Below are 12,151 nucleotides of genomic sequence, written 5' to 3'. Positions count from 1 at the left end.
AATTCGCGGCGCGGGCCGCATCTTTGGTGCTCGGCCAGTCTGGATCGAGCATACGCAGCCCGCGGTGAAAAATTCATGGCAACTCGCGTCAAACAATTCGTTATCCATGGCGTCACCGAGAGCGGCGCCCGGTTTCGCCCCAGCGACTGGGCCGAACGCCTGGCGGGCGTCATGGCCCAGTTCCGGCCGCCCGGCTTCAGCGGCAGCCATTTGGCGTATTCCCCCTATGTGCTGCCCGTCATGATCGACGGCGTGCGCGGCGTGGTGGTCGACCAGCGCCTGCGCGAGCTCGAGCCGCTGGCCTATAAGTTCGTGGTGGATTTCGCCCACGATAACAAGCTCAAGACCGAAGAACGCGAGGTCTGAGCCGCGAGCCCGGCCGTGGGCCTGACCCGGCAACGGCCGCGGCAAACTGCAAAAAAGCCGCGATGGCTCGCGGCTTGCGGGACGCACGCCCGGCGGGCCGGGCAGGCACAGGCGGCTTAGTCCACCGGAGTAACCAGCTTGCCGGTCTGGAAGTACGACTGCAGGTTTTCCAGCATCAGGTCTTCCATGGCCAGGCGGGTTTCGTAGGTAGCGCTGCCTATGTGGGGCAGCAGCACCGTGTTGTCGCTGGTTTTCAGCGCGTCCGGCACATTGGGCTCGTGCTCGAACACGTCGAGCGCGGCGCAGCCCAGCTTGCCGCTTTCCAGCGCCGTGGCCAGCGCCTGTTCGTCGATGACCGGGCCACGCGCGATATTCACGATGATGCCCTTGGGACCCAACGCTTCGAGCACCTCGCGGTTGACCAGGTGGCGGGTTTCGGGCCCGCCCACCGTGGCCACCACCAGGAAGTCGGCCCAGCGGGCCAGTTCGACCAGCGAGGCCTCGTAGGTGTACGGCACGTCGGTGCGGGCGCGGCGGTTGTGGTACCGGACTTCCATGTCGAAGCCGTCGCCGCGCCGGGCGATGGCCTGGCCGATGCGGCCCAGCCCGACGATGCCCAGCTTTTTACCGCTGACGCGCGTGCCCAGCGGGATGCTGCCGTGCACCTGGCCCCAGCGGCCGGCGCGCACGTAGCGGTCGCCCAGGCTCATGCGGCGCGCGCCGGCGATCATCAGGCCCCAGGCCAGGTCGGCCACGCAGTCGGTCAGTACGTCGGGCGTGTTGCTGACCATCACGCCGCGCTGGCGCGCGGCCTGCACGTCGATGGTCTCGTAGCCCACCCCCCAGCTGCAGATGGCCTTCAGGTCGGGCAGGGCGGCGATCAGGGCGGCGTCGGCGCCCATGGAGGCCGAGGTCACCATGGCCGTGATGCCGGCGCCGTATTCGGCCAGCGCGGCCTTGCGGTCGCCATGCTTCCAGAGTTCGAAGACGTCGTAGCCGTCGGCCAACCGTTGGTTGGCCGAGGGCGAGCCGGACAGGGAGCCGACCTGGAGGATGCGTTGCTTGGTCATGTCGTATGCGCGGGATGAGGGGTAAAACGCAAATGCTACTTGATTCGGGGCCGGGGCGGGCAGCCGCGCCGCCCGCCCGCGCCCAGTGGACTACTGCAGCTGGATGCCGCCTTCCTTGATGACCTGCTTCCAGCGCTTGACTTCACCCTGCTGGAATTTGGCGAACTCTTCCGGCGAGCTGGCCACGACCTCGAAGCCCAGGCCCTGCAGCGTCTTGGCGACGTCCGGCTCGCGCAGGCTCTTGCGCAGAGCGTCGGACAGCGTCTTGACGACCGGGGCCGGCGTGCCCTTGGGCACCGCGAACCCTTGCCACGAGTACACCACCATGTCCTTGATGCCGGCCTCGGCCAGGGTGGGTACCTGGGGCAGGTCGGCCGCGCGCGCGTCGCCGGTGATGGCCAGCGCCTTCAGCTTGCCCGCCTGCACGTACTTCTGCACGGCGCCCAGGTTCTGGAACGAGACATTGACCTGCGCGCCCAGCAGGTCGGCAATGGCCGCCGCGCCGCCGCGGTAAGGCACGTCCACGCCCGTGGTGCCGGTGCGCTGGCGAAACAGGATGGCCGACAGGTGATCCGATGAGCCGGTGCCCGACGAGGCGTATGTGACTTCGCCCGGATGCTTCTTGGCGTACTCGACCAATTCGGCCACGGTATTGGGCGGGAACGAGGGCGGCGCCACCAGGATGTTGGGGTTGCGCACCGCCTGCGTCAGGTACGCGAAGTCCTTGCTGGGGTTGTACGCCAGCTCTTTGTAAAGCGCTTCGTTGATGGCGAAGGTGCCGATCGAGCCCACCATCATGGTGTAGCCGTCGGCCGGGGCGCGGGCCAGCGCCTGGGCGCCGATGGCGCTGTTGGCGCCGGGCTTGTTCTCGGCCACGAAGCTCTGGCCCAGCAGCTTCTGCATGCTCGGCATGACCGAGCGCGCCGTGATGTCGGACGAACCGCCGGGCACGAAAGGCACGATGATGGTGACGGGTTTGTCGGGGAACGATGCCGCGTGGGCGGCGCCGCCGCCCAGCAGGGCCAGGCTGGCGGCCGCAATGGCGCTGATCAGTGTGTTCACAGTGTCTCCTTGCGCGTGTTGTTGGACGGGCCGCCGGCCACGCGCTCCGGCGGCCTGGAAGCGGTGCGGGGTCAGTCGACCCGCGCGCCCGATTGCTTGACCACCTTGGCCCACTTGGTGGCTTCGGCGGCCATGAATTGCTTGAACTGCGCCGGGGTCATGCCCGACGGCACCGCGCCCAGCGCCGCGAAGCGCTCGCGCACGGCCGGATCCTGCAGAATTTTGGCGACGTCGCGCTGCACCTGGTCGACGATGGCCGGCGGCGTGCCGGCCGGCGCCAGCAGTCCGAACCAGCTGGACGCGTCGTAGCCGGCCACGCCAGCCTGCGCCATGGTGGGCACGTCGGGCACGGCGGGCGAGCGTTCGGCGCTGGTGACGGCCAGCGGGCGCAGCTTGCCGGCTTTCAGGAAACCCATTGAAGACGGCAGGTTGTCGAAAATCAGGTCGGCCGAGCCGCTCATGACGTCGGTCAGCGCGGGGCTGCTGCCCTTGTAGGGCACATGGGTCATCTTGGTGCCGGTCATGGCCTGGAACAGCTCGCCGGACAGATGCGTGGAGGTGCCATTGCCGGTAGAGGCCATGTTCACTTTGCCGGGATTGGCCTTCAGGTAGGCGATCAGATCGGCCACCGAGCGGATCTTGTGCCGGTCGGCGAAGGCGGGGTTCAGCTCAAGAATGTTGGGCACCGGGATCACCAGCGTGACTGGCGTGAAGTCGCGCACCGGGTCGTAGGGCAGCTTGGCGTAGACCGACTGGTTGATGGCGTGGGTGCTGACCGTGCCCATCAGCAAGGTATAGCCGTCGGGCGTGGCGCGGGCCGCTTCGGCCGTGCCCACGTTGCCGCCCGCGCCGGCGCGGTTTTCCACCACCACGGGCTGTTGCCAGGCCTTGCCCAGTTCGGCTGCCACGACCCGCGCCGCGATGTCAGTGGTGCCGCCGGCCGGGAACGGCACCAGGATGGTGACCTGGCGGGCCGGATAAGCCTGGGCCGCGGATGCAGCCGGCGCCGCCGCCAGGGCCGCCGCGGCGCACATGCCGGCCAGCAACGGGCGGATGGAAAATTTTACAAGCATGGCGATGTCTCCTCGGGTGCGCGTGGCGCGCATTCTTTCGGGGCGTCCGCACAGCGGGCCGGATGAATCGGCGCTGGCGGGCTTTGAATGCCGGACTGCCGTAAGCAAAACGATGTTGTAAGACAAATATAGGTATTGAGCTTTTACTTGTCAACCAAGTATACTTTTTTTGACCCACTCTTCGACAACAAGGCTTCCAGGAGTTACCGCCATGAAAACCACCCCGGTCACCGCCGCCGACTTGCAGCGTTCCGTCATTGCCGTTCCGCCGCTGGCGCGCAAGGCCGACCTGTCGCTGGACACGGACGCTAACCAGGCTTTGCTGCGTCATCTGGAGCAGGGCGGCGTGCGCAACGTCATGTATGGCGGCAACGCGAACTTCTACAACGTGGGCGTCAGCGAGTATGCGCGGTTGGTGGACTTCCTGGCCGAAGCCGCGGGTGACGACACCTGGGTGCTGCCTTCGGCGGGGCCCGATTACGGCAAGCTGATCGACCAGGCCGCCATCTTGCGCACGCGCGCGTTTCCCACCGCAATGCTGCTGCCCATGTCGTTTCCGTACACCGACGCCGGCCTGGCCGATGGCATCCGCCGCTTCAGCGACGCGCTGGGCAAGCCGGTGGTGGTGTATTTGAAATCGTCCGGCTACCTGGCGCCCGCCACGGTGGCCGGCCTGGTCGATGAAGGGCGCATCGTGGCCCTGAAATACGCCGTGGTGCGCGACGATCCCACCGACGATCCTTATCTGGAGGCGCTGCTGCAGGCGGTGGATTCGCGCTGGCTGGTCAGCGGCGTCGGCGAACGCCCGGCCATTGCGCACTTCCGCAAGTTCGGCCTGAAGAGCTTTACCTCGGGCTCGGTGTGCGTGGCCCCGCGCGGCTCGATGCGCCTGCTGCGCCTGCTGCACGAAGGGCGCTTCGACGAGGCCGAGCAGGTGCGCGCGCGCTATCTCGACCTGGAAGACTGCCGCGACGAGATCAGCCCGATCCGCGTGCTGCACGATGCCGTGACTCTGGCAGGCGTGGCCGACATGGGCCCGATGTTGCCGCTGCTGACCGGCCTGTCCGACGCGGAACGCGATCGCGTGGGTCCGGTGGCGCGCCGCCTGCTCGAGTGGGACCGCGAACCCGCCGCCGCATAAATCCCGTCTGCCGTGGCGCGCGCGCCGCCGGCGCGCGCGGGTCCGCGCCAGTTTTTTCTGCACGACAACATGAAGGAGACTTGCATGCACGACGCCGATTTGCGGCCGCCCCGGGCCGTCTCGCAGGAAATGCTTTGCGCTGGCCATGGGCCGGCAGACCCGGCGCGCCGTCGCCTGCTGGCGGGCGCGGGCGCCGCGGCGGTGGCCGCGCTGCCGGGCGCGGCCCTGGCCTGGCAGCCGGCGCCCGCTTATCCGGACCCGTCCGTGCAGGTGCTCGATCCGGCCTTCGAGCCCTACCGGCTGTTCAACGCCGGTGTGGAGCGCATTGCCACCGGCATGCGCTGGGCCGAAGGGCCGGTGTGGTTCGGCGATGGCCGCTTCCTGCTGTGGAGCGACATTCCCAACGACCGCATCATGAAGTGGGAAGAGGAAACCGGCGCGGTCAGCGAATTCCGCAAGCCGTCGAATTACGCCAATGGCAATACGCGCGACCGCCAAGGCCGGCTGGTGACCTGCGAACACCTGACGCGCCGCGTCACGCGCACCGAGTACGACGGCTCGATCACGGTGCTGATGGACAGCTACCAGGGCAAGCCCTTGAATTCACCCAATGACGTGGTATGCGGCGCCGATGGATCGATCTGGTTCTCGGACCCGCCTTTCGGCATCGGGGGCAACTATGAGGGGCGCAAGGCCGCGGCCGAGCTGCCGCATACGGTTTATCGCATCGACTCGGCTTCCGGCAAGGGCGAGGCCATGATCACCGACCTGAAAGGGGTCAACGGACTGTGCTTTTCTCCGGACGGCTCCATGCTGTATGTGATCGAAGGCCGCGCTACGCCGAACCGCCTGATCCACGTTTACGATGTGGCCGACGGGGGGGCTCGCCTGTCCAATCGCCGGGTGTTTCTCGACGCGCAGGGCGGCACCATCGACGGCATGCGCTGCGATGTCGACGGCAACCTATGGTGTGGCTGGGGCATGGGCGAGGGTAAGGACGGCGTGATGGTGGTGTCGCCGCAGGGCAAGCGCCTGGGCCATATCCATTTGCCCGAGCGCTGCGCCAACGTGTGTTTCGGCGGCTCGCAGCGCAACCGGCTGTTCATGGCGTCGTCGCATTCCATCTACGCCCTGTACGTCAATACACAAGGAGTGCCGGGCGGTTGAGCAGCCGGCGCCCGACAATGGTATATAGGTGTCTGGCGCCCGGAGGGGGCGCGTTGTACACCCGCGAGACGCCTGCGCGATGCGCGCCGGCGTCTCGCCACATAGAAAGGGGAGCAAGGTGAGACGCAAGACATCGGCCGGGGCGCCCGCGCCGGCCGCGGCGGCGGAAACCGGCACCGGCACACTGGTGCTGGAACGCGGCCAGCGGGTGCGCCTGGCCGATCAGCTGTACGGCCAGATTTTCGAACAGATCGCGGGCGGCAGCCTGAACGTGGGCGACAAGCTGCCTTCGGAACACGAAATCTGCGAGCGGTTCGGCGTGTCGAGGCCGGTGGTGCGCGAGGCGCTGCTGCGCCTGCGTGCCGATGGCCTGGTCACCGCGCACCAGGGCCTGGGCACTTTCGTCAGCCAGCAGCCCGCGCCGCGTCTGAAAACCTTCAGCGATGTACAGAATGTGGGCGCCTATTTGCGCGCGCAGGAAATCCGCATGGCGCTGGAGGGCGACGCGGCCCGGCTGGCCGCGCTGCGGCGCACCGACGAAGAACTGCAGGCTATCGCCGACGCGCACGCGGCTTTCATCGATGGTCTCGAACGCGGCCACGTCTCGCCCGAGGCCGATCTGGCCTTTCATGCCAGCATCGCGCAAGCCACCGGCAACGACTATTACCTGGGCGTGCTGGAATCCATCCACGAATCCATCAGCGGCTTCATGCGCCTGACGCTCAGCCTGACGCGCACCGGTTCGCGGCAGCGCGCGCAGCGTGTGGCCGACGAGCATGCGGCGATCCTGTGCGCCATCCGTGAACAAGATGGCGAGCGGGCCCGGGTGGCCATGCAGTTTCACCTGGGGCAGGCGCGCCATCGCCTGGTCGACCGCGAAAGGGATTGAACCTGCGCCCGGGCCGGGCGCATCATGAAAACAACGGGCGCAAGTCCCAAGGAGACAGGCAGTGCAGGGCAGCAGTGATGGGCAAGTGGTCAGGGCGGCGGCCGAACAGGTGCGCGAACAGATTCTGCGGGTGCTGACCGCCTGGGGCATGCCGGCCGACCTGGCCGGCGCCACGGCCGGGCTCATGGCCGAAACCGACTTGCTGGGCGTCGATTCGCATGGGGTGTCCATGCTGCCCTCGTACGAAGCCAAGCTGCGCGCCGGCACGCTGCGTATCGACGCCCGGCCGCGCCTGGTGCGCGACGCCGCGTCGACAGCGCTGCTCGACGGCATGGGCGGACTGGGCTATCCGGTGGCCGAGCAGGGCATGCAATTGGCGGTGGACAAGGCGCTGGAGCACGGCGTGGGCGCCGTGGCGGTGCGCAATTCGCATCATTTCGGCGCGGCCGGCGTCTACGCCCGCATGGCCGTGCGACGCGGCGTGGTGGGTCTGGTCACAAGCAGCGCCACGACACTGATCATGGTGCCCACCCATGGCGCCGCGCCGGTGCTGGGCACCAACCCGATCGCCTTCGCCGCTCCGGCGGCGCAGAATGAGCCGTTCGTGCTCGACATGGCCACCACCACCGTGGCGGCCAACAAAGTGAAGGTCTACGACTTCCACGACAAGCCCTTGCCCGAGGGCTGGGCCGTAGACGGGCAGGGCGGCAGCGTGACCGATGCCGCGCAGGCCATGCAATACATTTTCGACCGTCCCGAGGGTGGCCTGACTCCGTTGGGTGGCACCGCCGCCATGAGCAGCCACAAGGGCTATGGGCTGGCCGTGATGGCGCAGATACTGGGCGGCACCCTGGGCGGCAGCGCCATGGCGGCGCGCCGCGCGGCCGTACGCCAGCCCGGCGAACCCGACGACATCGGCCATTTCTTCCTGGCGCTGAATCCGGATGCGTTTCGCGATTCGGGTTCGTTCGAGGAAGAGGTCGACGACGTGATCGACACGCTGCACGACACGCCGCCTGTCGATCCGGCCCGGCCGGTGCTAGTGGCTGGCGACCCCGAGGCCGCCGAACGCGACCGCCGCCTGCGCGACGGCATTCCCATTCCCGCCGCGCTCGAGCAGCGCCTGCGCGCGCTATGCGAACGCTGCGGCGTGCCCTACCTGCTGGGCGCCTGACGACTTTTCCGAAACGACACGGCCCGTGCCGCATCCCGACGACTTATCGAAGGACTTCTCCATGACTGACCATTCCAAGCGCAAGCGTCCCGAAGACCTGCGCAGCCATCGCTGGTACGGCGTGAAAGACCTGCGTTCTTTCGGCCACCGCTCGCGCACGGCGCAGATGGGCTATCACCGCTCCGACTATGCCGGCAAGCCGGTGATCGCCATCATTAACACCTGGAGCGACATCAACCCCTGTCACAGCCATTTCAAGCAACGGGTCGAAGAGGTTAAGCGCGGCATCTGGCAGGCCGGCGGCTTCCCGGTGGAAATGCCGGCCATGAGCCTGTCCGAGCCGTTCCAGAAGCCCACCACCATGCTGTATCGCAACCTGCTGGCCATGGAAACCGAAGAGCTGCTGCGTTCGTATCCGGCCGATGGCTGCGTACTGATGGGCGGCTGCGACAAGACCACGCCGGCTCTGCTGATGGGGGCTGCCTCGATGGACCTGCCCACCATCTTCGTGCCGGCCGGCCCCATGCTGCGCGGCAACTGGAACGGCCAGACACTGGGCTCGGGGTCGGACACCTGGAAATACTGGGCCGAACTGCGCGCCGGCAACATCACCGAAGAAGACTGGCAGGGCGTTGAAGACGGTATCGCCCGATCGCCCGGCCACTGCATGACCATGGGCACCGCCTCGACCATGACGGCGGCGGTCGAGGCGCTGGGCATGTGCCTGTCGGGCTATTCGTCGATTCCGGCGCCCGACTCGCGCCACGCGCAGATGGCCACTCTGTCGGGCAAGCGCATCGTCGAGATGGTGTGGCAAGACATCACGCCGTCCAGCCTGCTGACGGCGGCCTCGTTCGACAATGCGGTGCGCACGGTGCTGGCGCTGTCGGGGTCCACCAACGCGGTGGTGCACCTGATTGCCATGGCGCGGCGCTGCGGCTTCCCGCTGGACCTCGACCGCTTCGACAACCTGGCGCGCAGCACGCCCGTGCTGGCCAACCTGCGTCCTTCGGGCAAGTACCTGATGGAAGATTTCTACTACGCCGGCGGGCTGCGCGCCCTGATGGTGCAATTGGGCGACCTGCTCGACACCACCCAGCAGACGGTCGATGGCCGCACGCTGGGCGAGAACATCGCGGGCGCGCGCGTGTTCCATGAAGACGTGATCCGCAGCCGCGAGCAGGCGCTGGTGCCGTGCGACGGCCTGGCGGTGCTGCGCGGCAACCTTGCGCCCGACGGTGCGGTGATCAAGCCGCCGGCCATGGAGGCGCGCCTGCAGACGCACACGGGCCGCGCCGTGGTGTTCAAAGACTACAACGACATGGCCGCGCGCATCGACGATCCCAACCTGGACGTGGACGCCGACAGCGTGATCGTGTTGCAGAACGCCGGGCCGCAGGGCGCGCCCGGCATGCCCGAATGGGGCCAGTTGCCGATTCCGCAGAAATTGCTGAAACAGGGCGTGCGCGACATGCTGCGCATTTCCGATGCGCGCATGAGCGGCACCAGCTATGGCGCGTGTGTGCTGCACGTGGCGCCGGAATCGTATGTGGGCGGGCCGCTGGCGCTGGTGCGCGACGGCGACCTCATTACCCTGGACGTGCCCAACCGGCGGCTGGACGTGCGGCTGTCGGATGCCGAGCTGGCCGAGCGCCGCGCGGCCTGGCAGGCGCCGCCGCCCCGCTTCGAGCGCGGTTACGGCGTGCTATACCTGAAGCACATCAGCCAGGCCGACAGCGGTTGCGATTTCGACTTCCTGCAAACCGGGCAGCGCGAGCAGGCGGCCGGCGAACCCGAGATTCACTAAGGCGCGAGCCCGCCGAACCGGCCGAATCCGTCACTGCAAAGGAGTTTCCATGATTTCTCCGCTACCCAACATTTCTCCGCTACCCAACCGCTTCCGCCAGCGCATCCTGGCGCGCGAGCGGCTGATCGGCTTCTGGATGTGCATGTCCAGCCACATTACCGCCGAGCTGGTCGGGTTGGCCAACTACGACTGGCTGCTGCTCGACGGTGAGCATTCGCCCAACGAGGTGCCGATGTTCCTGCAGCAGCTGCAGGCCCTGCAAGGCAGCGCCAGCGCGCCCGTGGGGCGGCCGTCATGGAACGATCCGGTCGAGATCAAGCGCCTGCTCGACATCGGCTTCTATAACCTGCTGATCCCGTTCATCGAGTCGGAGGACGATGCGCGCCGCGCCGTGGCGGCCACGCGTTATCCACCGCAGGGCATCCGCGGGGTGGCGGGCATGCAGCGCAGCAACCGCTATGGCACTACGCCCGATTACCTGCACACCATCAATGACAACATCTGCGTGCTGCTGCAGATCGAAAGCCGTCCCGGTATCGAGGCCGTGGACGAGATCGCGGCGGTGGAGGGCGTGGACGGCGTTTTCATCGGACCCTCAGACCTGGCGGCCGCGCTGGGTCATCTGGGCAACCCGGGCCACCCGGAAGTGCAGGAGGCCATCCGCCACCTGTACCAGCGCGTCAGCGCCCAAGGCAAGGCCGTGGGCATTCTCGCGCCGGTGCACGCCGACGCGCGCCGCTACCTGGACATGGGCATGCACTTCGTGGCGGTCGGCACCGACCTGGGCGTGTTCAAGCAGGCCACGTTCGCGTTGCGCGAGGCCTTTCCGACCTGAGCGCCTGGCCACCAGCCCGGGTTCCCGCGGCGCGGGACCGGGCGGCCGCCACACTCGGTCGAGGCGGTGCGGTCGGCGCGTCCCAAACACCGAAACGCCCAAAACAAAAGGATGCCCGAGGGCATCCCTTGTCTTGCCGTATTCGTGCCGCCCCCGAAGAGGCGACAGAATGATCAGGCCAGCGCCTTGATGGCGGCAGCCAGGCGGCTCTTGTGACGAGCGGCCTTGTTCTTGTGAATGATGTTCTTGTCGGCCACGCGATCGATCACGCTGGTGGCTTTCTGGAACACTTCGCTGGCCGCCGCTTTGTCGCCGGCAGCGATGGATTGGCGTACGCGCTTGATGGCGGTGCGCAGCATCGAGCGCAGGCTGGAATTATGCTTGTTGCGCTCGACCGATTGACGAGCGCGTTTGCGTGCTTGGGCGGTATTGGCCATGTTGCGATATTTAGTGAATTCGGCAAAGTCCAATATTGTAGCAACTCTGCCGGGGATTGCAAGATCTTTACCCGTGAGGGCAGCAGGGCGTCAGGCCGAGGCCACGCCTATGGAGATAATCCAGGGGGTGAAGCGGCGCACCTCGATGGGCATGCGTTGCTGCAGGCTGCGCAGCGTGGCATCGACATCGTCGAGCGAGTATTCGCCCGTGACGGGCAGGCCGCCGGCGGCCATCGAGACGCGCAGGCTGCCAGGATAATAGGGACGTAGCGCGCCGATAATTTCACCCAAGGGCTGGCCACGCGCATCGATGAGACCGTGTTCCCACGCGGCCTGGGCGGCGAGCTCCGCGCGCGGCACACCCACGCGCACGGAATCGAAGCGCACCCCCAGGCCCGGGCGCAGCACATCGCGGGCGCCGGCCAGGGTTTCGATGGTGACGGGTTCGTCATGCGCCACCACCAGGGTGCGGTGCGGCTGCTGGCGCACCATATAGCGCGTGCCGGCCGAATGGATGGTGCCTTCGGCGGTGGTGACGGTAAAGGGGCGGTGGTCGGTGGCGCTGGCCGCCACGGTAACGGCCCCCGCCAGCAAGTTCAGCTTGCGGGTGTTGGCGGTATAGGTGAGATCGATGCGGCTGCGCGCGTCCAGCAGCAATTCACTGCCGTCGGACAGCATGTAGCGGCGGCGTTCGCCGGTGCCCGTGGCGGCGTCGGAGGTCAGGCTGCCGAGGGGGAAGAACATGTTGCCCACGTAGGCGGCCGATGCGCCGCCAGCCGCCAGCAGTGCGACGGCGCCCAGGAAGCGGCGCCGGCTACGGGATGGCGGGTGCAGGTTGAGTGAGGGCAGGTCGGACTCGTAGCCGGCCGGGTAGGAATCGCCCAGGCGGCCGAACGCCGCGCCGCCCAGCGTGCCGGTCAGTTGTTGCCAGGCGCTGTCGTGTTGCGGATTTGCATCGCGCCACGCGAGGAATTTGGCATAGTCGCGCTGCGTAGCTTGGCCGGAGCGTAGCAGCAGCAGCCAGTCTATGACCTGGTCTGCGAGAGGCGACGCCTGGCTGGAAGGGGTATTCGGTGCCATGAATGAACCCGAATGACTGTCGAGCAGCTGCATCATTAAATAATAATGCT

12 protein-coding genes are annotated in these 12,151 nt (G+C 67.4%); 7 read left to right on the top strand and 5 right to left on the bottom strand.

Annotated elements, in window-relative coordinates; all coding sequences use genetic code 11:
* Positions 1–75: 75 nt before the first annotated feature.
* Complete coding sequence (locus BPET_RS13590) at positions 76–366, top strand: DUF3579 domain-containing protein (RefSeq protein WP_012249596.1); 291 nt, start codon at positions 76–78, stop codon at positions 364–366.
* Between the two features lie 116 nt (positions 367–482).
* On the opposite strand, the gene BPET_RS13585 is transcribed toward BPET_RS13590, so the two are convergent.
* From BPET_RS13585 to BPET_RS13575, 3 genes are all read right to left on the bottom strand, one after another.
* Positions 483–1,436 (bottom strand): 2-hydroxyacid dehydrogenase, encoded by a 954-nt coding sequence (locus BPET_RS13585; RefSeq protein ID WP_012249595.1) that lies wholly within the window; start codon positions 1,434–1,436, stop codon positions 483–485.
* A 90-nt stretch (positions 1,437–1,526) separates the two neighbouring features.
* Positions 1,527–2,498 carry a Bug family tripartite tricarboxylate transporter substrate binding protein gene (locus BPET_RS13580; protein WP_012249594.1) on the bottom strand — a complete coding sequence of 324 codons (972 nt, stop codon included), beginning with the start codon at positions 2,496–2,498 and terminating at the stop codon, positions 1,527–1,529.
* A gap of 71 nt (positions 2,499–2,569) precedes the next feature.
* On the bottom strand, positions 2,570–3,571 hold the full coding sequence (locus BPET_RS13575) for a tripartite tricarboxylate transporter substrate binding protein (RefSeq protein WP_012249593.1): 1,002 nt from the start codon (positions 3,569–3,571) through the stop codon (positions 2,570–2,572).
* 211 nt (positions 3,572–3,782) lie between these two features.
* Between BPET_RS13575 and BPET_RS13570 the strand changes: the two genes are divergently transcribed.
* The 6 genes from BPET_RS13570 (at position 3,783) to garL (ending at position 10,584) form a co-directional block, all read left to right on the top strand.
* The gene (locus BPET_RS13570) at positions 3,783–4,712 is read left to right on the top strand and encodes a dihydrodipicolinate synthase family protein (protein WP_012249592.1); all 930 of its coding nucleotides are present in this window, start codon (positions 3,783–3,785) and stop codon (positions 4,710–4,712) included.
* A gap of 84 nt (positions 4,713–4,796) precedes the next feature.
* Positions 4,797–5,879, top strand: a complete 1,083-nt coding sequence (locus BPET_RS13565) for an SMP-30/gluconolactonase/LRE family protein (protein WP_012249591.1) — start codon at positions 4,797–4,799, stop codon at positions 5,877–5,879.
* A gap of 79 nt (positions 5,880–5,958) precedes the next feature.
* Positions 5,959–6,768, top strand: coding sequence for a FadR/GntR family transcriptional regulator (locus BPET_RS13560; RefSeq protein WP_012249590.1), 810 nt, complete (start codon positions 5,959–5,961; stop codon positions 6,766–6,768).
* Between the two features lie 148 nt (positions 6,769–6,916).
* Positions 6,917–7,942, top strand: a complete 1,026-nt coding sequence (locus BPET_RS13555; RefSeq protein ID WP_231852707.1) for an Ldh family oxidoreductase — start codon at positions 6,917–6,919, stop codon at positions 7,940–7,942.
* 61 nt (positions 7,943–8,003) lie between these two features.
* Positions 8,004–9,749 (top strand): L-arabinonate dehydratase, encoded by a 1,746-nt coding sequence (gene araD, locus BPET_RS13550; protein WP_012249588.1) that lies wholly within the window; start codon positions 8,004–8,006, stop codon positions 9,747–9,749.
* 49 nt (positions 9,750–9,798) lie between these two features.
* Positions 9,799–10,584, top strand: a complete 786-nt coding sequence (garL, locus tag BPET_RS13545; protein ID WP_012249587.1) for a 2-dehydro-3-deoxyglucarate aldolase — start codon at positions 9,799–9,801, stop codon at positions 10,582–10,584.
* Positions 10,585–10,757: 173 nt separating this feature from the next.
* On the opposite strand, the gene rpsT is transcribed toward garL, so the two are convergent.
* Together rpsT and BPET_RS13535 are read right to left on the bottom strand one after the other, a co-directional pair.
* Positions 10,758–11,021, bottom strand: coding sequence for a 30S ribosomal protein S20 (gene rpsT, locus BPET_RS13540; RefSeq protein ID WP_012249586.1), 264 nt, complete (start codon positions 11,019–11,021; stop codon positions 10,758–10,760).
* 90 nt (positions 11,022–11,111) lie between these two features.
* Complete coding sequence (locus BPET_RS13535; protein WP_012249585.1) at positions 11,112–12,101, bottom strand: FecR family protein; 990 nt, start codon at positions 12,099–12,101, stop codon at positions 11,112–11,114.
* Positions 12,102–12,151 lie beyond the last annotated feature (50 nt).

This window comes from Bordetella petrii (assembly GCF_000067205.1).
GTDB lineage: Bacteria > Pseudomonadota > Gammaproteobacteria > Burkholderiales > Burkholderiaceae_B > Bordetella_A > Bordetella_A petrii.
Note: the sequence above shows the minus strand (reverse complement) of the source record. Positions and strands in the feature narration are given on the sequence as shown.

Coding starts and splice junctions, on each gene's coding strand:
- BPET_RS13570 (WP_012249592.1), top strand. CDS start 3,783: ATGAAAACCACCCCGGTCACCGCCGCCGACTTGCAGCGTTCCGTCATT.
- araD (WP_012249588.1), top strand. CDS start 8,004: ATGACTGACCATTCCAAGCGCAAGCGTCCCGAAGACCTGCGCAGCCAT.
- rpsT (WP_012249586.1), bottom strand. CDS start 11,021: ATGGCCAATACCGCCCAAGCACGCAAACGCGCTCGTCAATCGGTCGAG.
- BPET_RS13560 (WP_012249590.1), top strand. CDS start 5,959: ATGCGCGCCGGCGTCTCGCCACATAGAAAGGGGAGCAAGGTGAGACGC.
- BPET_RS13565 (WP_012249591.1), top strand. CDS start 4,797: ATGCACGACGCCGATTTGCGGCCGCCCCGGGCCGTCTCGCAGGAAATG.
- BPET_RS13535 (WP_012249585.1), bottom strand. CDS start 12,101: ATGGCACCGAATACCCCTTCCAGCCAGGCGTCGCCTCTCGCAGACCAG.
- BPET_RS13585 (WP_012249595.1), bottom strand. CDS start 1,436: ATGACCAAGCAACGCATCCTCCAGGTCGGCTCCCTGTCCGGCTCGCCC.
- garL (WP_012249587.1), top strand. CDS start 9,799: ATGATTTCTCCGCTACCCAACATTTCTCCGCTACCCAACCGCTTCCGC.
- BPET_RS13555 (WP_231852707.1), top strand. CDS start 6,917: ATGCCGGCCGACCTGGCCGGCGCCACGGCCGGGCTCATGGCCGAAACC.
- BPET_RS13590 (WP_012249596.1), top strand. CDS start 76: ATGGCAACTCGCGTCAAACAATTCGTTATCCATGGCGTCACCGAGAGC.
- BPET_RS13575 (WP_012249593.1), bottom strand. CDS start 3,571: ATGCTTGTAAAATTTTCCATCCGCCCGTTGCTGGCCGGCATGTGCGCC.